This window comes from Streptomyces sp. NBC_00569 (assembly GCF_036345255.1).
Classification (GTDB): domain Bacteria; phylum Actinomycetota; class Actinomycetes; order Streptomycetales; family Streptomycetaceae; genus Streptomyces.
Genome location: NZ_CP107783.1, coordinates 4,441,873 through 4,462,590 on the forward strand (window position 1 = coordinate 4,441,873; position 20,718 = coordinate 4,462,590).

18 protein-coding genes and 1 pseudogene are annotated in these 20,718 nt (G+C 70.9%); 9 read left to right on the forward strand and 10 right to left on the reverse strand.

Translation table 11 applies throughout. From position 1 onward, the window contains the following. The first annotated feature begins 1 nt into the window (after window position 1). The gene (locus tag OHO83_RS19845; RefSeq protein WP_266673470.1) at window positions 2–1,171 is read left to right on the forward strand and encodes a C40 family peptidase; all 1,170 of its coding nucleotides are present in this window, start codon (window positions 2–4) and stop codon (window positions 1,169–1,171) included. Window positions 1,172–1,273: 102 nt separating this feature from the next. Then, window positions 1,274–2,146 carry a tellurite resistance/C4-dicarboxylate transporter family protein gene (locus OHO83_RS19850; RefSeq protein WP_389569816.1) on the forward strand — a complete coding sequence of 291 codons (873 nt, stop codon included), beginning with the start codon at window positions 1,274–1,276 and terminating at the stop codon, window positions 2,144–2,146. A 25-nt stretch (window positions 2,147–2,171) separates the two neighbouring features. Here OHO83_RS19850 and OHO83_RS19855 read toward each other — a convergent pair. Further along, window positions 2,172–2,523: pseudogene (locus OHO83_RS19855) on the reverse strand (hypothetical protein). A 293-nt stretch (window positions 2,524–2,816) separates the two neighbouring features. Here OHO83_RS19855 and OHO83_RS19860 point away from each other — a divergent pair. Both OHO83_RS19860 and OHO83_RS19865 read left to right on the forward strand, forming a co-directional pair. Next, entirely contained in the window at window positions 2,817–3,887 is a 1,071-nt protein-coding gene (locus OHO83_RS19860; protein ID WP_266673467.1) for a C40 family peptidase, read from the forward strand. A gap of 32 nt (window positions 3,888–3,919) precedes the next feature. After that, a complete protein-coding gene (locus OHO83_RS19865; protein WP_266673466.1) occupies window positions 3,920–4,558 on the forward strand; it encodes a hypothetical protein in 639 nt (212 codons plus the stop codon). Window positions 4,559–4,582: 24 nt separating this feature from the next. On the opposite strand, the gene OHO83_RS19870 is transcribed toward OHO83_RS19865, so the two are convergent. Then, on the reverse strand, window positions 4,583–5,305 hold the full coding sequence (locus tag OHO83_RS19870) for a LuxR C-terminal-related transcriptional regulator (protein WP_116510931.1): 723 nt from the start codon (window positions 5,303–5,305) through the stop codon (window positions 4,583–4,585). After that, entirely contained in the window at window positions 5,302–6,591 is a 1,290-nt protein-coding gene (locus OHO83_RS19875; RefSeq protein WP_330279686.1) for an ATP-binding protein, read from the reverse strand. The genes OHO83_RS19870 and OHO83_RS19875 overlap by 4 nt, the downstream gene beginning before the upstream one ends. 162 nt (window positions 6,592–6,753) lie before the next feature. Between OHO83_RS19875 and OHO83_RS19880 the strand changes: the two genes are divergently transcribed. Together OHO83_RS19880 and OHO83_RS19885 are read left to right on the forward strand one after the other, a co-directional pair. Next, window positions 6,754–8,145, forward strand: a complete 1,392-nt coding sequence (locus OHO83_RS19880) for a PspC domain-containing protein (RefSeq protein WP_330279687.1) — start codon at window positions 6,754–6,756, stop codon at window positions 8,143–8,145. After that, window positions 8,132–8,377 (forward strand): hypothetical protein, encoded by a 246-nt coding sequence (locus OHO83_RS19885; RefSeq protein WP_266673459.1) that lies wholly within the window; start codon window positions 8,132–8,134, stop codon window positions 8,375–8,377. Before OHO83_RS19880 ends, OHO83_RS19885 begins: the two co-directional genes overlap by 14 nt. A gap of 99 nt (window positions 8,378–8,476) precedes the next feature. On the opposite strand, the gene OHO83_RS19890 is transcribed toward OHO83_RS19885, so the two are convergent. The 3 genes from OHO83_RS19890 to OHO83_RS19900 form a co-directional block, all read right to left on the reverse strand. Beyond that, on the reverse strand, window positions 8,477–9,004 hold the full coding sequence (locus OHO83_RS19890) for a DoxX family protein (protein WP_266676559.1): 528 nt from the start codon (window positions 9,002–9,004) through the stop codon (window positions 8,477–8,479). A gap of 125 nt (window positions 9,005–9,129) precedes the next feature. Next, complete coding sequence (locus OHO83_RS19895) at window positions 9,130–10,395, reverse strand: hypothetical protein (RefSeq protein ID WP_389569829.1); 1,266 nt, start codon at window positions 10,393–10,395, stop codon at window positions 9,130–9,132. 173 nt (window positions 10,396–10,568) lie between these two features. Continuing rightward, the gene (locus OHO83_RS19900) at window positions 10,569–11,360 is read right to left on the reverse strand and encodes a class II aldolase/adducin family protein (protein ID WP_266673455.1); all 792 of its coding nucleotides are present in this window, start codon (window positions 11,358–11,360) and stop codon (window positions 10,569–10,571) included. A 117-nt stretch (window positions 11,361–11,477) separates the two neighbouring features. Between OHO83_RS19900 and OHO83_RS19905 the strand changes: the two genes are divergently transcribed. Beyond that, entirely contained in the window at window positions 11,478–11,957 is a 480-nt protein-coding gene (locus OHO83_RS19905; RefSeq protein WP_266673453.1) for a pyridoxamine 5'-phosphate oxidase family protein, read from the forward strand. Between the two features lie 115 nt (window positions 11,958–12,072). Here OHO83_RS19905 and guaA read toward each other — a convergent pair whose 3' ends face one another. Further along, window positions 12,073–13,659 carry a glutamine-hydrolyzing GMP synthase gene (gene guaA / locus OHO83_RS19910; protein ID WP_323187000.1) on the reverse strand — a complete coding sequence of 529 codons (1,587 nt, stop codon included), beginning with the start codon at window positions 13,657–13,659 and terminating at the stop codon, window positions 12,073–12,075. Between the two features lie 345 nt (window positions 13,660–14,004). Between guaA and OHO83_RS19915 the strand changes: the two genes are divergently transcribed. Further along, window positions 14,005–14,334 carry a chorismate mutase gene (locus tag OHO83_RS19915; RefSeq protein ID WP_443066056.1) on the forward strand — a complete coding sequence of 110 codons (330 nt, stop codon included), beginning with the start codon at window positions 14,005–14,007 and terminating at the stop codon, window positions 14,332–14,334. A 599-nt stretch (window positions 14,335–14,933) separates the two neighbouring features. Here the strand turns inward: OHO83_RS19915 and OHO83_RS19920 are convergent. Continuing rightward, complete coding sequence (locus tag OHO83_RS19920) at window positions 14,934–15,665, reverse strand: hypothetical protein (protein WP_266673449.1); 732 nt, start codon at window positions 15,663–15,665, stop codon at window positions 14,934–14,936. Between the two features lie 300 nt (window positions 15,666–15,965). Here OHO83_RS19920 and OHO83_RS19925 point away from each other — a divergent pair, with 300 nt between their 5' ends. Then, the gene (locus tag OHO83_RS19925) at window positions 15,966–16,988 is read left to right on the forward strand and encodes an LAETG motif-containing sortase-dependent surface protein (protein ID WP_266673447.1); all 1,023 of its coding nucleotides are present in this window, start codon (window positions 15,966–15,968) and stop codon (window positions 16,986–16,988) included. Between the two features lie 93 nt (window positions 16,989–17,081). Here the strand turns inward: OHO83_RS19925 and OHO83_RS19930 are convergent, their stop codons facing one another. After that, complete coding sequence (locus OHO83_RS19930) at window positions 17,082–18,908, reverse strand: GMC oxidoreductase (RefSeq protein ID WP_266673445.1); 1,827 nt, start codon at window positions 18,906–18,908, stop codon at window positions 17,082–17,084. Window positions 18,909–18,938: 30 nt separating this feature from the next. Continuing rightward, entirely contained in the window at window positions 18,939–20,567 is a 1,629-nt protein-coding gene (locus OHO83_RS19935; protein WP_266673443.1) for a succinic semialdehyde dehydrogenase, read from the reverse strand. Window positions 20,568–20,718: the final 151 nt, after the last annotated feature.

Here is a 20,718-nt window from a genome sequence, read left to right on the forward strand (position 1 = left end):
CTTGGCGTCGCACCGCAAGCCGCGCAGCAGGACAGCCGGTCCCCGCACGGCCCCCGTCGTCGGAATCACCACGGCGGCCCTCACGTCCATAGCCCTGCTCTCGCAGAGCGCGACCGCCGCCCCCTCCGCGCCTCCGAAGCCGAGCCTGGAAGAGGTCCAGAAGAAGGTCGACACCCTCTACCACCAGGCGGGCGTCGCCACGGAGAAGTACAACGCGGCCAAGGAGCGCACCACCAAGCAGCAGAAGCGCGTCGGCGACCTGCTCGACGACGTCGCGCAGCGGACCGAGAAGCTCAACAAGGCCCGCCAGGAGCTCGGCACCTTCGCCGCCGCCCAGTACCGCACGGGCGCCGTCTCGGACACCGCGACGCTGCTCCTCGCCGACGACGCGCAGGACTACTTCGACCAGGACCAGCTGATGAGCCGGCTCACGAGCCGCCAGAAACAGGCCGTCGACGACTACCAGACCGAGCAGGCCGCCACCACGAAGAAGCGCACCGAGGCGGCCAAGAGCCTGGAGACGCTGACCACTTCGCAGGCCACGCTCAGGAGCACGAAGAGGGACGTCCAGCAGAAGCTCGGCGACGCCCGCGAACTCCTGTCGAAGCTGACCGCCGAGGAGAAGGCGCGCCTCGCGGCGATCGAGAAGAAGAAGCAGGAGGCCGCCAGGAAGAAGGCGGAGGAGCTGGCGCGCCAGCAGGCCGAGGCGGAGGCCAAGCGCAAGGCGGCCGAGGAGGCACAACAGAAGGAGAACCCGGGCACGGGCAGCGGTTCCGGCACGGGTACGGGTACGGGCTCCGGCAGCACCGGCAGCGGCTATGCCGCCAAGGCCGCGAAGGTCATCGCCTTCGCCGAGTCCCAGATGGGCAAGCCGTACGTGTGGGGCGCCACGGGCCCGGACTCGTACGACTGCTCGGGCCTCACGCAGGCCGCGTGGAAGGCGGCCGGCATCTCGCTGCCGCGCACGACCTGGGACCAGGTCAAGGTCGGAACGACCGTCACCACTGCCAACGCACAGCCCGGTGACCTGGTCTTCTTCTACGACGACATCAGCCACGTCGGCATCTACATCGGCGACGGCAAGATGATCCACGCCCCGAAGCCGGGCGCGAACGTCCGCGTCGAGTCGATCTACTACATGCCGATCCACAGCGTGGTGCGCCCGGCCTGACCGCCTTCGTGGGGTTACGTTCGGGCGGTGCGCGGCCCGAACGCAACCCCAGGTCCCGGACCCACGTGGTCCCAGCTCCCGCCGGCCGCCGGTGCCGCCGTCATGGCCACCGGCATCATCTCGGTCGGCCTGAACCTGACCGGTCACTCGGTGCTGTCCGGCATCTTCCTGGCGCTCGCAGCCGCCCTCTGGATCGTCCTCGCGGCGGACTTCGCGAGCCGGCTGGTGCGGGAGCACGACCGCTGGCGGTCCGAGGCCGACACCCCGCCCGCGCTCACCGCGGTGGCGGCGACGACCGTCCTCGGCACCCGGATCTCCATGTTCGGCTGGCAGACCCTGGCCGAGGCGCTCCTCGCCCTGGCCGCGCTCGTCTGGCCGGTGCTCCTGGTCAACGTCGTACGGCACTGGAAGCCGCGGATGCCGGGGGGCGTGTTCCTCGGCTGTGTCGCGACACAGGGCCTCGTCGTCCTGGCGGCGACGCTCGCGTCCGCGGTCGGCGCGCACTGGCTCGCGTACACCGGGATGGTGCTCTTCTGGGGCGGGGTCGTCCTGTACTGCCTCGCGCTGCTCCACTTCGACCTGCGCGAGGTGGCCCACGGCGCCGGGGACCAGTGGGTCGCGGGTGGCGCACTCGCCATCTCCGCCCTCGCCGCGTCGAAGCTCGTCGCGACGGGCCTGTGGAACGAGGACGACACGGACGTCCTGCGCACCATGAGCTTTCTGCTGTTCGCGCTCGATGCGGCCTGGTACGTCGTGCTGGCGCTGGCGGAGGTGCGGTGGCCCCGGCCGCGCTACGACGTGCGGCGCTGGTCGACGGTCTTCCCGCTGGGAATGACAGCGGCGGCGGCACTGTCCGTGGGCGCCGCCGCCGATGTGCCCTGGCTGAGAGGGCCGGGGCAGGTACTGGTGTGGATCGCGGTGGCCGTGTGGCTCGCCACCCTGATCGGGACGTTCAGGTCCCGGACACTCGCCTGACCCGGATCCCGGGGGCCGTGAGGGCTCAGGTCCAGAGCACCGCGATGAAGATGTTCGCGGTGGTCAGGAGGCCGACGAGACCGAACAGGCCCTTGTCCACCTTCTCGTCGTCGCTTCACGTACACGAGGCCGAGGATCACGATCAGCAGCGCGAGCTTCACGCCGATCTTGATGTTGTCGACGGTGTTGCCGTCCGCCTGGTTCAGGCCCACCAGGACGACACCCGTGACCAGCATGGTCAGCGCACCGTGCAGCATCGCCGGGACGAACCGGGCCGTTCCCTTGCCCATCGCCTTCATCTGGGTGAGGAACCCACCGAGGAGCGAGGCGATGCCGATGATGTGCAGGCCGACGAAGAGGTGGATGAGTACGTCCATGACCGGCGAGCCTAGCCGGGGCCTCACTGCCGCCATGAACCGGCCCGCACCGATCCCTCACCGGTCACATACGGTCACACGCGGAACACAAGGGCCAGTTGAGGGCAATCCGTCACCAACCCGTGACGGTCGGGTTTAGCGTCCTTCCTCAGGTGACCGGCTCCCCACCGCCGCCCCGCTCAGGGGCGGCAGTCGGGCACCTACCGCCGAGAAAGGTCCGGCGGCGGCCCGCTCCCCCTGTGCGGGCCGCCGCCGGACGCGTAAGCAGTACGTACCGGAAGGACGTGCCCCTCGTGTCGGCAGCGCACCGCAAGCCCCGACAGCGCTCGCTCACCGGCCCCACGGCCCGCACCGCGGCGACCCTCGCTCTCGCCTCCGCGGCGACCGCCACCGCCCTGGACGGCGCGGCGCACGCGGACCCCCGGCTCACCCCCAGCCAGGTGAAGGCGAAGGTCGACCGGCTCTACCAGGAGGCCGAGAAGGCCACCGAGAAGTACAACGGCGCCAAGGAGAAGGCGGACAAGGCCGAGAAGAAGCTCGGCTCCCTGCGCGACGAGGCGGCCCGCAGGACGGACCGGCTTAACACCCAGCGCGAGGCGCTCGGTTCGGCCGCCGCCGCGCAGTACCGCACCGGCGCCCTCGACCCCGCGGTCCAGCTCGTCCTGTCCTCCGACCCCGCCCGGTACCTCGACAACGCGGCGCTCGCCGACCGGCTCGGCACCCGGCAGGCCTCCGCGGTGGGGCGCGTGCAGCGCGAGCTCCGGCAGATCGACCAGCTGCGGGCCGAGGCGGACGGCCGGCTCGCCGAGCTGCGCAGGCGGCAGGGCGAGCTGAAGAAGCAGAAGAAGGCGGTCACCGGGAAGCTGGCCGAGGCGAAGCGTCTGCTCGACCAGCTTCCGGCCGCCGAGCGCACCGGCGTCGGAGCGGGCGCCGGCGACACCGGCGCGGCCGGCCGCGCCTCCCGCTCGGACTCCTCCCGCGACATGCCGTCCGGCGCCCTGCCCAAGGCCCCGGACTCCCGCACGGCGGCGGCCATCGCCTACGCCTACAACGCCCTCGGCAGCCCCTACGTATGGGGCGCCACGGGCCCGAACTCCTTCGACTGCTCCGGCCTCACCCAGGCCGCGTACCGCTCCGCGGGCATCTCCCTGCCCCGCACGACGTACTCCCAGATCAACGCGGGCCCGCGCATCCCACGCTCCCAACTGCAGCCGGGTGACCTGGTGTTCTTCTACTCGGGCATCAGCCACGTGGGGCTCTACATCGGCAACGGCAAGATGATCCACGCCCCGAACCCGAGCGCCCCGGTCCGCATCGCCCCGATCGACCAGATGCCGTTCGCGGGGGCTACGCGGGTGGCGTGAGCCGGGCGGTGCCCGCCGGTACTGTCAGGGTCATGCCTAGCCGTGCGCTGCCGCCGCCTCCGCCCCCTGTCCGACTCCGTGCGTGGCCGGACCGGCAGACGCTGCTCACCGACCGCGGCATGGCCCTCGACGAGCTGCGCAGGGCATACCTCGCGGCGCACCGGCTCCTGCTGCTGTGGCTGTGCGCTTTCGGCGGCGTCATCGGCTGGGCACTGCTGGTCCAGCCGTTCCAGCTCATCGAGGACAAGGATCCGCTCACCTTCGTCTTCGGCCCGGTCTTCGTGATCCTCGGCCTGGCGGCGCTCGCCCCCGCGGTCGTCGGCGTGGTCCTCGGCATGCGCCGCGACCGGCACATTCGCGAACTCACCGATGCCTGGGCCGCGTTGGACACCGACCCCGCGGCCGATGCCCGGCTGCGCTCCCCCGGCGCCAGTCTCACCTGGTGCCTGTCGTCACTCGTGGTGTGCGCGCTCGGCCTGTGGGCATCTCTCGGCACGGCCGCGTACGCCGAACCGGGGCGGGACACGTACGTGGATGTCACCTTCGGCATGGGCGCGGGCATCATCCTCTGGCTGACGGGCCTCATCGGCATCAGGAAGGCACTGGGCCACTACCGCTGGGCGATGCGGAGGCTCAGCCCGGCGCCCGCACGGAGCGGCGCGCACCGCTGACGGCGCGCACCGGCCCCCGGACCGTCACACCAGGCGCCGCGCCGTGGCCCACCGGGTCAGCTCATGGCGGTTCGACAGCTGGAGCTTTCTCAGGACCGCCGAGACATGGGACTCGACCGTCTTGACGGAGATGAACAGCTGCTTGGCGATCTCCTTGTACGCATAGCCGCGGGCGATGAGGCGCAGGACCTCGCGCTCGCGCTGCGTCAGTCGGTCGAGGTCCTCGTCGACCGGCGGAGCGTCGGTCGAGGCGAACGCGTCGAGGACGAAGCCCGCCAGACGCGGCGAGAAGACCGCGTCGCCGTCCTGGACGCGGAAGATCGAGTCGACCAGGTCCGTGCCGGTGATCGTCTTGGTGACGTATCCGCGGGCGCCGCCGCGGATGACGCCGATGACGTCCTCCGCCGCGTCCGAGACGGACAGGGCCAGGAAGCGGACCGGGTTGTCGGCGGCCGCCATCAACGGGGCACAGCGGCGCAGGACTTCGACACCGCCGCCACCGGGAAGGTGCACGTCGAGGAGGACGACCTCGGGGCGCGTGGCCGTGATGACCGTGACCGCCTGGTCCACGTCCGCGGCTTCGCCGACCACCTCGACGCCCGTCGTCTCCGTGCGACCGATCTCCGCCTGGACGCCGGTGCGGAACATCCGGTGGTCGTCGACAAGGACCACGCGCGCGTGACGGCCGACCGGCTCCGTCTCCGGTGCGTTCGCCGCGCTCGCGTCAGGCTTGAGCTCGTCACTCATGGGGTCTTCTCCGCCCTCTTCATGGTCAGTTCGACCTCCGTGCCACCGTCCGGCACCGCGCGCAGCCGCGCCGTGCCGCCGTTGCGCTCCATCCGGCCGATGATCGATTCTCGTACGCCCATCCGGTCCGCGGGAATCGAGTCGAGGTCGAAGCCGGGGCCCCGGTCGCGTACGGACACGAACACCGTCTCCTCCTCGACCTCGGCATAGACCTGGACCGCACCGCCCTCGCCACCGTACTTGGCGGCATTCACCATCGCTTCCCGCGCGGCCTGCATCTGTGCCGAGAGACCGTCGTCGAGCGGGCAGTCGCCGACCACCACGACCTCGAGGGGTACTCCGTGCTTGTCCTCGACCTCGGCCGCGCTGCGTTTGACCGCCTCCGCGACCGTGCCGGGCTCCTCCGCCTCGTCCTTCCCGTTCCCCTCGGGTCTGTAGAGCCAGGCCCGCAGATCGCGCTCCTGGGCACGGGCCAGGCGCCGCACCTCGCTCGCACTCTCCGCGTTCCGCTGGATCAGCGTGAGCGTGTGCAGCACCGAGTCATGGACATGGGCGGCGACCTCGGCCCGCTCCTGCGCGCGGATCCGCATGAGGCGCTCCTCGGACAGATCCTGCGTCATGCGCACGAGATAGGGGCCGGCGAGGAGTGCGATTCCGACGAGGACGGCGAGGGCGGCCTGAAGGATGGAGCCGAGGTGCTCGGCCGACCCCTGGAGCACGAAGATCCCGGTGACACCGGCCCCGACCAGTAAGACGCCGGCCGCGGCCCGCGCCAGATTCAGCGTGCGCTTGCGGCGCCCGGCCTCCATCCAGCGGGCCCGGCGCGCATTGTCGGCCTGGCGCCAGACGAGGGCCACGCCCGCACCGACGAGGAGCGTCGGCCACAGATACGCCTTCGCGTTGCCCGCCAGATTCACGTTGCCGACGAACACCATCGACACGACGACCATGAGGAGCAGGGCGACGATCTGCCCCTTGTCCGGCTTGCGGGCGACGAGTCGGCGCCGCCCGTCCTGCGCCGTCTCCGTGGTGAAAGCCGGAGGTCGCTCGCTGCCCACGCCGCCGACGCCGAGCGGGACGAAGAACCAGAACGCCGCGTACAGGAGCGCGCCGAGGCCGTCCGCCATGAACAGGCCCACGAAGACCAGCCGCACCCAGATCACGGGCAGGCCGAGATGCCCGGCGAGCCCCCGCGCCACTCCACCGAGCCAGCGTCCGTCGCTGGAGCGGTAGAGCTTGCGCGGCGGCCGCGGGACGTCAACGGGTGGTGCTGCGGCTTCCGGCATGCCATCGATGGTCACACGTGGAGCGGACCCCGGGCATCAGGGTCGAGCCCGGAGAATCCCCTGATCTCCGGCCCGGCCCCGAGCGCCGTCAGGGGCGATTTCAGGGTTCGTCCAGGGTCGTCCCGACTGCCGCGGCGGACCTGCGCCCGTCACCATGGACGCATGACAGATCACCAGCACGCCTCGACGGGAGCGCAGGCCGGGCAGCCGCAGGACGCGGTGTCCGGGCGCGGCTCCGGCGGTGCGTCCGCGCCGCCCGCACCGGGACAGGAGCCCGGCGTCCCCGCGCCGCCGGGCAAGTTCCGGCGCGACCGGCGGCACGGGACGCTGGGCGGGGTGTGCGCGGGCCTCGGCCGGCACTGCGACATGGATCCGGTGATCTTCCGGATCGGGCTCGCGGTACTCGCCGCGACCGGCGGGCTCGGCCTGATCTTCTACGGCTTCGCCTGGCTCTTCGTCCCGTACGACGACGAGGAGGAGAACGAGGCGCGCAAGCTCCTCTCCGGCCGTGTGGACGGCCCGGCGCTGACGGCCGTGCTCTTCGCGCTCGTCGGCTGCGGACTCTTCCTCTCCATGCTGAACAACGGCGGGGTGCTCACCTTCGCCGCCGTCCTCGCCCTGCTCCTCGCGGGCGCGGGGTACTGGTCCCAGCAGCGCGGCGCGGCCGACCCCGACCCCCTGGCCGCGCAGACCGTGGCCGACGCGCCACCAGAGGCCCAGGCGCCGCCCGTCACCGGGGCGCCTTCCTGGTGGCGGGACCCGATAGTCAAGGACGGCACGCACGTCGGCGGGACCGGGTACTTCTGGGGGCCCGACAGCGGCGTCGACATCCGGTACGAGCCCACGGCGCACGCGCACCGTACGGTCTGGGGCCCTGACGTCCCCTCCCGCGGTCCGGAAAGCCGAGCACCCAAGCAGCGCGGGCCGCGCTGGATCGGTGGCTGGACGTTCCTCCTCGCACTGGCCGCTGGCTGCGCGGGCACCGCCTCGACGTGGCACGGCCACCCGCTCGGCACGTCTCTCCAGGCCGGTCTCGCGTGCGCGCTCGTCGTGTTCGGCCTGGGCATCGCGCTCAGCGCCTTCGTCGGGCGGACCGGCGCCGGCTCGATCGTCCTCGCGGTCATCACGGCCGGGCTCCTCGCCGCTTCGGCCGCACTCCCCTCCAACATCACCACCCACTGGGTGCGCACCGACTGGACCCCGGCATCCGTCGCCCAGGTCGCGCCGCGATACGAGCTCGGGACGGGCGTCGGCACGCTGGATCTGAGCGGGATCGACATCGGCAAGGGCAAGACGCTGACGACGCGGGCGGAGGTCGGGGCGGGGCAGCTCAAGGTCGTCGTGCCGAGAGACGCGACGGTCGTGCTGCGGGCCGAGGTGGGCGTCGGGGACATCCGGCTGCCGGACGAGAAGACACAGGACGTGGACATCCGTCCGGGACAGGAGCAAAGGGTGACCCTCGCACCGTCGGTGGGCAGCAAGGACGGCGGCACGATCGAGCTGCGGCTCGAAGTCGGTGTCGGACAGGCGGAGGTGGCCCGTGCCACGTCATGAGTTCCAGCCGGGAAAGCTGATCGCGGGCCTGTTCCTGACCGCGGCCGGAGCCCTCTACCTGGGCGACGCGCTGGGAAGCTGGCGGCTGCCGTGGTTCACGGTGCTCCCCATGGTCGTCGCCGGCCTGTCCCTGGCCGGAGCGGCAGGCACGGCAACCTACGCGATCCGTCGCCGCCAAAGACCCCACGTAACGGATTCCGGCTCCGTGAAGGGCGTGAGAGACACCCCGTGAGGGGCACGGGGGACTGCGCGCCCAGCTCCACCCGCCCCGCGACCGAACCACGACACGGGCCCCCGGAAAAAGGACGCGTCGCCGAACACAAGGATCCCGTCAGCCCAGCCCACCCCGGGCCCGGCGCCGAGCCGCAAGCATCGCATCCACCGAGAACACCGACGCTCCCGCAAGCACCAGCGGCAGCCACGCCATCAGATAGGCGAGATCGTTGCCCAGGTAATAGGGCTCGGTCGCCCAGCTCACCGTCAGCCACAGGCTCAGCGAGATCAGCATCCCCCCGACCGCGGCGAGCCGGGCGAGCAGACCGATCAACGTGCCGATGCCGACGGCCAGTTCACCGAAGGCGATCGCGTAGCCGAAGCCGGCCGGGTTCTTGAGCGCCAGGTCGACCATGGCGGGGATGGCGGAGATGTCCCGCACGCCGCGCATCTGCTCACCGATCGACCCCGATCCGGTGGCGTGGAAGAACGCGCTGTTGGTCAGTTTGTCGAGCCCCGCGTAGATGAAGGTGACGCCGAGGAAGATCCGCAAGGGAAGGAGCGCGAACCGTTGAGCACTGTCCCGCCAGCTGCCTCTGCCGTTGACGTAATCGGTATGGGTGTCCGTCCGCATGCCATGAGCCATCGCCCGTCTGCCGCCTCTCGCGCCCGCATCGGTGCCCTCAAAATTGCCCGTCACCAGACCATACGTACGAGTGGACGCGACTGCTCAGTAACGTTTGGTCATTGCCGCAGGCCGGACGCGGGCACTCAGTCCGAAACGTCGATCGCGCACCGGTTCGTCTCCACGCCCGCCGCGGTGACGACCTGGACGTCGACCCGCCCCGGCTCGACGTCCACGGGGACCGGGACCGTCAGGGCCGAGTCGGTGGGGTTGGTGAAGCCGCCCTGCACCGGGACGAGAGGCACATGGACGTGCACGGGTCCGATGCGGACGACCATGCGGGCGAGCCGGTCCGCGGTGGCCGCGCCGGGCGGCACGAAGCCGGCTCCGCGGATCTCGATGTCGTCGCCGGTACGGATCGGCGCGTCCAGGTCCCCGGCCTCGCGGGACCGTACGACCGAAAGGATCACGGGCCGGCCGCCCTCCGCGTACTTGGCCGCGAGATACGTGGCCGCCGAGACCAGGACCAGCAGGGCAAGCCCCCAGGGCAGATCCGGCAGTTGTCCGGGGCGGCGGGCGAGGCGCACCGCGACGAACACCAGGGAGACGGCCGAGATCAGCACGTACTGGATGTCGGCGAAGGTGCCGCGTCCTGAGTCGTCGGTGAGCAGGTCGGCGGCGCGCGGCCGGTCCGCGCGCACCTTCTGCAGGCGCTGGCCGAGCACGCGCAGCCCCACGACCCGGCGCACCAGGACGGCGACCCCGCAGACGACGGCGAGGACGGTCACCACCCCGGCTCCCCGGGCGAGTGCAAGACCCGCGATCAGCGCGTCCCGTTCACGGTGGCCGGAGGCGCCGGCCAGCTCGCCCGCCAGGACAAGCACGGCGTACACCACGACGAGGACCCAGCAGGCGGCGACGGCGCGGGAGGTGGACAGGCGGTTGTCCTCGCCGACGACCGGGGCGAGCACTCCGCCGGCCGACCGGTGGACGTAGGCCGCGCCGGTCAGGAGGCCGCCCACGACGACCGCCGCCAGCAGCCCGGCCGTGCGCGCCGTCGTCCAGCCCGCGCCGATCGCCGTGAGCGCCTGCACGATCAGGAGCAGCGCGCACCCGCCCCACACCACGCCGACGGTGCGCGGCCACAGCCCCGCGAGCCACGCGTCACCCTCGGCGCGCCCGCGATCGGCCATGTCCCGCGCGGACTGCGTCAGCTCGTCCGAGACCCACTGGCGGGACGCGCCCGCCGAGTGCGCGACAGCGGCGGGCAGCCCCTGTCCGGCCGCCAGTTCGTCCCGCTTCGCGAGGAACGCGGCCACGGCCCTGCGGTGCCCTTCGCGCGCTCCGTGCGGGCAGTCGCCGCAGGTGCAGCCCCCGCTGTGCGTTCCCTCTCGCGCCTCCTGGACCGCCACCCGGTACGCCCACCTTCCCATCCGGAGCCCGCCCGACCCGAACGGCCGCACGTCAACTTCCGTGTAATGACTGGGAATTGTGCCGTACGCAAGGCCCTCCAGGGCCGCCAGGTCCGGTCAGAGGGGGTGAACGGCGAACGCCCGTGTTGACCCCCGAGGCCACAGCCCCGTGCTCAGGACAGCAGATCCGGCTCCGCGCTGCTGATGTCCTGCCACAGGGGCTGATGGTTGATCCACGCGACCAGGTCGCCGCCCAGCTGTTCCCGCGACGCCACGGCCTGGTGGTAGTCGATCAGGATCGGGCGACCCGCGGCCCGCGCGGCGAGCTGCACCTGGCAGGAGCGCTCCATCGACAGGAACCACCACGCGGCCGAGTCGACGGAGTCACCCACGGTGAGCAGCCCGTGGTTGCGCAGGATGAGTGCCTTGTACGAGCCGAGCGCGGCCGCGATCCGCCGCCCCTCGTCGGGGTCCACGGCCACGCCGGTGTACTCGTCGAGCAGCGCGTGGTCCTCGTAGAAGGCGCACGCCTCCTGGGTGATCGGGTCGATCAGCTCGCCCAGCGTGGACAGGGCCCGCCCGTACAGCGAGTGGCAGTGTGCGACGGCGACGACGTCGGGCCGCGCCCGGTGGACCTGGGCGTGGACGGTGAACGCGGCCTGGTTCACATGGCGGCGGCCCTCGACGACCTGCCCGTCCCCGTTGGCGAGGACCAGGTCGGACACGGTGACGTGCTTGAACGGCATCCCGAACGGGTTCACCCAGTAGCAGTCGTCGTACTCCGGGTCCCGCGCCGTGATGTGCCCCGACACCCCGTCCTCGTAGCCGAGACGCCCGAAGATGCGCAGCGCGCCCGCGAGCCGCTCCTTGCGGTGCCGGCGCTCGTCGGCCGCGGAGTCATGGATGGGGGGCATCGCGAACTGGAGGTGTTCGGCGGGCACCGGCGGGGGCATCTGCGTGGACATGGAGCGGAAGTTACCTCCGAGGAGCGCAGGAGGACAGAGGCGGGCGGTGAAGAGAGTGCGCCGAACTGCCGCTCATACCGGACAGCGGGTGTCGGGTATCCGCGACAGACTCGACGTATGACGTCGAACTGGGCCACCTTCACCGCCGCCGAACCGGAACTCGCCAAGACGGTCGAGGAACGCTTCGGTCAGTTCCAGCACCACACCCTGGCGACCCTGCGCAGGGACGGTTCGCCGCGCACGAGCGGACTGGAGGTGCGGTTCCTGCACGGCGAGTTCTGGCTCGGCATGATGCCGCGCTCGCTCAAGGCCCGCGACCTGCTCCGGGACCCGCGCTTCGCCATCCAGGCCAACCCTGGCGACGGCATCGGCATGGGCGGCGGGGACGTACGGATCTCGGGCCGCGCGCTGCTCGTCGAGGACCCCGAGGTCATCGCCTCGTACACGGATTCGGTCCAGGTGCCCGACCCGGACGACTTCCACCTCTTCCGCACCGAGCTGACCGAGGTCACCCGCACCTTCATCGAGGACGACACCTACCTGGTCGTACAGGTGTGGAAGCCGGGCGGGCCGGTACGCACCGCCAGGCGTACCTGAGCCCCGCGGCACGCAAGCGGCACACGCTCAGGACACCCGCGAAGGGCACACGCGAAGGCGCCGCCCCCTGCATGCAGCAGTGGGCGGCGCCTTCACACACGGTGTCGGGGAGCGACTACTCCCACTCGATGGTGCCCGGCGGCTTGCTGGTCACGTCGAGCACGACGCGGTTGACGTCCGCGACCTCGTTCGTGATGCGCGTCGAGATCTTCGCCAGGACGTCGTACGGCATACGCGTCCAGTCCGCCGTCATCGCGTCCTCGGAGGAGACGGGGCGCAGGACGATCGGGTGGCCGTAGGTGCGGCCGTCGCCCTGGACACCGACGCTGCGGACGTCCGCGAGCAGGACGACCGGGCACTGCCAGATGTCACGGTCGAGACCGGCCGCCGTCAGCTCCTCGCGGGCGATGGCGTCGGCCTCGCGCAGCAGGTCGAGCCGGTCCTTGGTGACCTCGCCGACGATGCGGATACCGAGGCCGGGGCCCGGGAACGGCTGGCGCTGGACGATGTCGTCCGGCAGGCCGAGCTCGGCGCCGACCATGCGCACCTCGTCCTTGAACAGCTGGCGCAGCGGCTCGACGAGCGCGAACTCCAGGTCCTCGGGGAGGCCGCCCACGTTGTGGTGAGACTTGATGTTCGCCGTGCCGGTACCGCCGCCGGACTCGACGACGTCCGGGTAGAGCGTGCCCTGGACGAGGAACGCGACGTCCTCGCCGTCGGCCGCACCCTCGGCGACGATCTCCGCCTGCGCCTGCTCGAAGACACGGATGAACTCGCGGCCGATGATCTTCCGCTTGGTCTCCGGGTCGGAGACGCCGGCCAGCGCGTCGAGGAAGCGCTGGCTCGCGTCGACGACCTTCAGGTTCGCGCCGGTCGAGGCGACGAACTCCTTCTCGACCTGCTCGGTCTCGCCCTTGCGCATCAGGCCGTGGTCGACGTAGACGCAGGTCAGCTGGGAGCCGATGGCCTTCTGCACGAGGGCCGCGGCCACCGCGGAGTCGACGCCGCCGGACAGGCCGCAGATCGCGCGCTTCGTGCCGACCTGCTCGCGGATCGCGGCGACCTGCTCCTCGATCACGTTGCCCGTGGTCCAGGTCGGCTCGATGCCGGCGCCCCGGTAGAGGAAGTGCTCGAGGACCTGCTGGCCGTACGTGGAGTGCATGACCTCGGGGTGGTACTGCACGCCGTACAGCTTCTTGGCGTCGTTCTCGAAGGCCGCGACCGGCACGACGTCCGTGGACGCGGTGACGGTGAAGCCCTCGGGCGCGGCCGAGCAGGCGTCGCCGTGCGACATCCACACGGGCTGCTCGGCCGGGGTGCCCTCGAAGAGGGTGGAGCCGGGGCGGGAGACGGTCAGCGGCGTGCGGCCGTACTCGCGGGCGCCGTTGTCGTCGACGGTGCCGCCGAGGGTCGTGGCCATCAGCTGGAAGCCGTAGCACATGCCGAAGACGGGGACGCCGGCCTCGAAGATGGCGCGGTCCAGGCGCGGGGCGCCCTCCGCGTACACGGACGAGGGGCCGCCGGAGAGGATGATCGCCTTCGGGTTCTTGGCGAGCATCTCCTCGACCGGCATGGTGCTCGGCACGATCTCGCTGTAGACGCGGGCCTCGCGGACGCGGCGGGCGATGAGCTGGGCGTACTGCGCACCAAAGTCGACGACCAGAACGGTGTCAGGGGCGGCAGCGGGGGACGCTGATGGCACGGCGGCGGCCTTCCGGCGGTGGAACATGAGCAGGGGTCTGTATTTGTCGATTCTAACGGGCCCGGGAGGAGACTCTTCGTCTCATCCCACGGACGCGGTGGCCGGGGCCACTCGGGCCGGGGCATACTGGTCTTGTGACCAAGCACCGCATCGACTTCCTCTTTACCTATGGCAACCGGCCCGCCGGCTGCCATGGTCGAGCTGCTTGATCACCTGACAAGCGACTTACCGGGCGCCCCGGGCCGACAAGGCCCGGGGCGCTCTGTCGTTTCCGGTCCTTGCCGCTCCGGGACACCCGTCCCCCATACGACGAGGAGACCCAGGATGACTGCCACCACCACTGCCATGAGCACCACTGCCATGAGCACCACCGCCACGGACGCCGCCGCCGCCAAGGACACCGCCGAGAAGACCGGTGCCCGCACCTCCGAGGCGGCCGACGTGATCACCGGTGCCCGCGACCGCATCGACGCACTCGACGACCGGATCATCGGCCTGATCCAGGAACGGATGGCCGTCTCGGCCGTCATCCAGGAGGCACGGATCACCTCGGGCGGGCGCCGCGTGAACCTCGCCCGCGAGCTGGAGGTCCTCGGCCACTACAGGGACGCCCTCGGCAAGCCCGGCACCGCCCTCGCGATGACGCTCCTGGAGCTGTGCCGCGGCCGGGTCTGAGGCCTACGCGACGCACCCACGTTCGGATCCGCTCTCACCCGTACGGCGCGTGACCGGTGCGCGGCACCCTTCGTTGGTCCCGATGTCCGTGCCAGCCAGGGGCGGGCCCGCTCAATCCACGCGTGGCTCCGCTGGAGCGATGAGACGTACGGATCCATGCCGTACGTCGTGGGACCTCGCTCCAGTGTTTGTGACCGGACGGCAGGGGACAGCAGCCCGGTCACCCAAGAGAACGGCCGGTCCCGGGGACGCCCGGGGCCGGTCGGCCTCCCAGCAGAACCCTTCGCCCCTGTGGTCGAAACGGTCGGTCGAAACGGTTGCGCGCACGACAGACCCGCCAGCACGATGCGCAGGAACCCCCACACCCCACAAAGCCCCACGTCCCGGGCTGCACAAGTGAATTGCCGCAGGTCCGCCCCATCCGCGCGCCACCGCGCGCCGGGGTGGCGACCCCTGGCAGACCCGCACCAGCGGCGCAACCCCCCGGCGCCGCTCCCGGCACCGACGCCGCCCTGACGTCGGTGCTGAAGGCCAAGGGCCCCGCGGACGCGTCCGCGGGGCCCTTCGCTGTGCCCGCAAGCCGATCCGGACCGCACGGATCAGGCGGTCTTCTCCAGCTTCGCGAGCTGCGAGTCGACGATCACCTGCGGCACGTCGGTCTTGCTCGAGTCCAGCATGTTCATGGTGTAGAACGCCACGACGGTCGAGCCGCTGCGCACCACAGTGAAGGTCATCGGGACCTTGTCGCCGTCGATGACGCCCTTCACGTCGTACGAGACCGCCTCGTCACCCGCGTCGGGCGCGGGCCGCTCCTTGACGCCGCTGTACTTGTAGTCGACGTGCTCGTACGCGGTGCAGTTCTTGGAGGCCGTGCGCAGGCCCTTCATGACCTCGGCGGCGTCGGAGCCGTCGTGCGCGAGCAGCGCGAGCGAGGTCACCTTGGGGTCGAGCTCGTCCGTCGCCATGAGCGTGCGCACGACCCGGTCCTTCGCCGTCGGCCGGGTCGAGAACATGAACATGTCGGCGAGCGGCTGGCACGCGGCCGGCTTCGCGGGGACGCTCTCGGTCGGCGGCAGGTCGCTCTTGCCCACCTTCTCGACCTTGTAGCCCTTGACGTCGCCCGTGGCGACGACGGCCTTCTCCAGCTCGGCCGCGGTGAGCGCCTTCGCGCCCTCCTCGGCGGGCTTCTTCGCCGGCGCCGAGGCCTTCTCCGAAGCGGCCGGCTTCTTGGCGTCGTCGGTGGTCTCGGAAGACCCCCCGCACGCCGTCGTCACACCCAGCGCCGCGACCACGGCGGCGGCCGCCACGGCACGCCTCACACCTGAGTTCACAATCCCACCTTCGTCCTCTGCGGCACGGCGCCACGCGTCGGCCCCTGCCGAGGCGCCATCCAAGCCCGCCACCGGTCCCCTTTACCAGCGCTTTGCGTAACGATCAGAGATCGCCAAAAAGGTTGCACAGGGCACCGAGTGAGTCAGCTCACATAAGAATCGTGTTAGTGCGAGGGCAACCATTTCCCGGGGTCGCCGGTCACATGTGCGGAACCAACGGCCACACCCGCGACCCCACAACGCGGAGGCCTCTCAGCTCGTACTGCGCCACAGCAGTACGCCGGACTTTCCGAGGTCTTCATGAAGCTTCGCCGTGCCCTCGCCGCCGCGGCCGCGACGGCTGCAATAGCCCCGATCGCGCTGCTGTCGGCGCCGGCCGCGTTTGCCGACGGGGAGGCACCCGCCGCCCCCGCAGCGGTTTCCGACGAGACGACCCCTCCGGCTGCCACCACCACGCCGGCCACCGACGCCACGACACCGTCGGAGAACACCAGCTCCACCCCCGCGGAGAACACCAGCACCACTCCCTCCACGGGAAGCAGCACCACCCCCGCCGCCTCTGAGTCCAGCAAGCCGTCCGACTCCACGTCGCCGTCGCCGTCCGTGTCCGCGACGCCGTCGGACGAGCCGACCGAGCCGACCGGCATCTGCGAGGAGGACAACGAGGGCTACCAGTCCAAGCTGTCCGTCTCCATCAGCGGCCTGCCCGGCAAGATCGCGGCGGGCAGCGGCTGGCACGGCTTCACTCTCAACGTGAAGAACCCGACGAAGTCCGACCTCGACGAGGCCCTCTTCTACGCGGGTGTCGGCCCGAACGACGAGAACGCCGAGAACCCGTACAAGGCGAGCCAGGTCCGCCTCCAGGCGAAGGTCGACGGCACCTGGGTCGACATCGACGACGGTGACGGCTACTCGTTCGGCTTCCTCGACCTGTCGGGCATCAAGGCCGGCAAGTCCGTCAACTACCAGCTCCGCCTGAACGTGAAGGCCGGCGCCCCCATCGGTGAGGGCCTGACCATCGGCGGCGGCTTCTACAACGACGACGAGCTGGACTGCCTCAGCGACAGCTCCGCCAGCTACCTGATCGAGATCGTGAAGCCGGGCACGGACACCGACGGAACCAAGCCGCAGGAAGGCGGCAAGGTCCCGATGCCGTCCGAGAAGCCGAACGACAACAACACCCAGGAGGTGACCGGCAGCCTCGCCGAGACCGGTTCCTCCTCCATGGTCCCGACCATCGGCCTCATCGGCGGCGTCGCCGTCGTCGCCGGTGCCGGTGCCGTGTTCACCGTGCGCCGCCGCAAGGCCGGCGCCACCGCGTAACACCCCCTGGGGGGCGTACTACGCACACGAGAAGGACCTGCGCTCGGAGGGGGGCGCAGGTCCTTACGTGTGTCCGGGGTCAGATGCCCGGCGTCACTTCGCGGTCTTCTTGGGAGGAACCGCCGGCATCCCGAGGAACGGCAGCTTCAGCGCGCCGAACGCGCCCTCCGGGACCGCCGGGTTCTTCGGCGCGACCGCGGACAGCCGCACGTACGCCACGCCCTGCGCCGGACGCGGGTCCTCCTCGCCCTTGTTGGGCCAGTAGGACATCGCGCGCTCGGCCTGCGCCGTGATGGTCAGGGACGGGTTCACGCCCAGGTTCGCCGTGACCGCGGCGCCGTCGACGACCGAGATGCCCGGATGCCCGTAGACGCGGTGGTACGGGTCGATGACGCCCGTCTCCGGGGAGTCGCCGATCGGGCAGCCGCCCAGGAAGTGCGCGGTCAGCGGGGTGCCCATCAGCTCGCCTATGTTCGAGCCCGCGAAGCCGTTGATCTCGGCGGCGATCGTGGACGCGGCGTCCACGGCGGCCTTGATCTGCTTGGGGTTGGGCGCGCCATGGCCCTGCTCGGCCGTGAGCAGGCCCTTGCCGACGCCGTCCGGCTTCAGATGCGTCGTCAGCGAGTTGTCGAGGGACTGCATGACGAGGCCGATGATGGTCCGCTCGGACCAGCGGTGGTTGGAGAGCGAACGCGCCAGCAGCGTCGGGTGCTTGGCCACGTTGGCGAGCCACCCGGCCACCCGGGACGAGCCCTGCGCGTACGGGACCTGGAGGATCGTCATGCCGCCCATCGCGTTCGAGCCCTTGCCGTAGCGGACCGGCTCGATGTGCGTGTTCTCGTCCGGGTGGATCGAGGACGTGATCGCGACACCCTGAGTGAAGTCGACCTTGGGCTTGCCGTGGCGCTTCTTGTAGCGGCGGTTGTTGGTCTGGGCGCCGACGAGCGCCTCGGAGTTCGTACGCGTCAGCTCACCCAACCTGGCGGACAGGTACGGGAGTTGGCCGCCGGCCTTCATCCGGTGCAGCAGGGTCTGCGTGCCGTACGTGCCGGCCGCGACGATGACGCGCCGGGCCTTGAACGTGCGGCCCGCGCCCTTCTTCCTGTCGTCCGTCGGGAGCGTCGCGACCGCGTAGCCGCCCTGCGAGTCGTCGGTGACGGAGACGGCCGTCGTCATCGGGTGCACGACCGCGCCCGCCTTCTCGGCGAGGTACAGGTAGTTCTCGTTGAGGGTGTTCTTCGCGCCGTGGCGGCAGCCCGTCATGCACTCGCCGCACTCGGTGCACGCCTTGCGGGCCGGTCCCGCGCCCCCGAAGTACGGGTCGTCGACCTGCGTTCCGGGCGCGGCCTTCGCCGAGCCGTCGGCGTCCTTGCCGTCGCCGAAGAAGACACCCACCGGCGCCATGTGGAACGTGTCGCCGATGCCCATGTCCTGGGCCGCCGCCTTGAGGTGGACGTCGGCGGGGGTCATGGTCGGGTTGAGCCGCACGCCCAGCATGCGCTGCGCCTGGTCGTAGTACGGCTTCAGCTCGGCCTGCCAGTCGGTGATGTCCTTCCACTGCGGGTCCTCGAAGAAGGGCTTCGGGGGCACGTACAGGGTGTTGGCGTAGTTCAGCGAGCCGCCGCCGACGCCCGCCCCGGCGAGGACCATCACGTTGCCGAGAAGATGGATGCGCTGGATGCCGTACATGCCGAACTTGGGCGCCCACAGGTAGTTCTTGAGGTCCCAGGAGTTCTTGGGCAGCGTGCCGGGCGTGAAGCGGCGGCCCGCTTCGAGCACGCCGACGCGGTAGCCCTTCTCGGTCAGGCGCAGGGCGGACACGGAGCCGCCGAAGCCGGAGCCGACGACGAGGACGTCGTAGTCGTACGCGGCGTCGTCGGCGCTCCCGGCTTCACTCCGGGCAGAGTTCTCCTGTGACACTGGCTCTCCTCGTTGAGAACGGGTGGTGCTCTAACGAAGACGGAAGGTCTTCATCGCCTTCAGGCTGCGGCTCATGAACGCGGCGTACTTCTCGTCGGTCATCCCGAACGACGGCGCCATCGGCATGATCCGCTGGTGCGCGACGGTCTGCGCCTCGGTGTACTTGAGGATGCCCTCGGAGCCGTGGCGGCGGCCGAGGCCCGAGTCCTTCATGCCGCCCATCGGCGACTGGACACTGCCGTACGCGGGCGCGTAGCCCTCGTTGATGTTCACCGTGCCGGTGCGCAGCCGGGAGGCGACGGCGTGGCCGCGCTTCGCGTCCTTCGTCCAGACCGAGGAATTCAGGCCGTACGGCGTGCCGTTGGCGAGGCCGATGACCTCGTCCTCGTCCGTGAAGCGGTAGATGGAGACGACCGGGCCGAAGGTCTCCTCGTTGCACACCGCCATCGGCGCCTCGACGCCGTCGAGGATGGTCGGCTCGAAGAAGTACGGGCCGATGTCGGGGCGCGCGACGCCACCGGCCACGAGCTTCGCGCCCTTGGCGACGGCCTCGTCGACGTGCCGCGTCACCGTCTCCAACTGCCGCTCGCCGACCAGGGATCCCATGTCGGCGCCGTACGCGAGGGACTTGCCCAGGCGCATCGCCCTGGTGCGCGTGGCGAACCGCTCGACGAACGCGTCGGCGATCGACTCGTGGACGTACAGCCGTTCGATGGAGATGCAGAGCTGGCCCGCGGAGGAGAAGCAGGCACGGACCGCGCCGGCCGCCGCCTTGTCGATGTCGGCGTCCTCGAGAACCAGCATCGCGTTCTTGCCGCCGAGTTCGAGCGAGACGCCGACGAGGCGCGCGGCGGCACCCTGGGCGACCTCGCGGCCCGTACGGGTGGAGCCGGTGAACGAGACGTAGTCGGCGTGCTTGACCAACTCGGGCCCCACGACCGGGCCTTCACCGAGAACGACCTGGAAGACCTCGGCGGGCAGCCCCGCCTCGATGAGCAGGTCGCGCGCCCACAGCGCCGTCAGGCAGGTCTCCGTGTCGGGCTTCATGACGACGGCGTTGCCGGACACGAACGCGGGGAGCGCGTCGCCGACCGACAGCTCGAACGGGTAGTTCCAGGGCGCGATCTGGCCCACGACACCGCGCGGCTGGCGCAGCTCGGTGACCTTGGTGAGGGTCGGGACGGCGCCCGTGTGCCGCTTCGGCTTCAGATAGGCGGGGGCCTTGCGGCCGTAGTGGCGGGCCGCGACGGCGACGGCCTGGACCTCTTCGTGCGCGTGCAGGCGCGCCTTGCCGGTCTCCAGCTGGATCAGGTCGAGGACCTCGGCCTGGCGGGCGAGCACCAGGTCGTGGAAGCGGAGCAGCACGGCGGCGCGCTGCCGCGCGGGCACCTTCGCCCAGACCGTCTGCGCGGCGCGGGCCCGCTCGAAGGCCTTCGCGACGTCCTCGGGCGTGGACTCGGGCAGGTCCGCCAGCTTCTCGCCGGTGAACGGCGTGTGGTTGGCAGTGCGGCCCGAGCCGGCCACACCCTTGGTGAGCTGGGCGACCAGCTCGGGCGTCACCACGTCGGCCGCGGTGCGCGCGCCCTGCGGGGCGGGGGCGACCGGGTTCGTGCCGGTCTTGTCCGTACGGTCCTTGGAGATGGCCTGCGAGTCCGTCATGGCGCGAGCGTAAGCGCCCTTCAACGTTTTGGGTACCCACGGGTAACGAGGTTTCACCAAGCACTCACACGCCGCCAGCGATCGCTGGCAACAAAGCCCCTGATCAGGGCGTTGTCAGGGCCTTCACCCAGAGTTCGTCGGCCTTCACCGA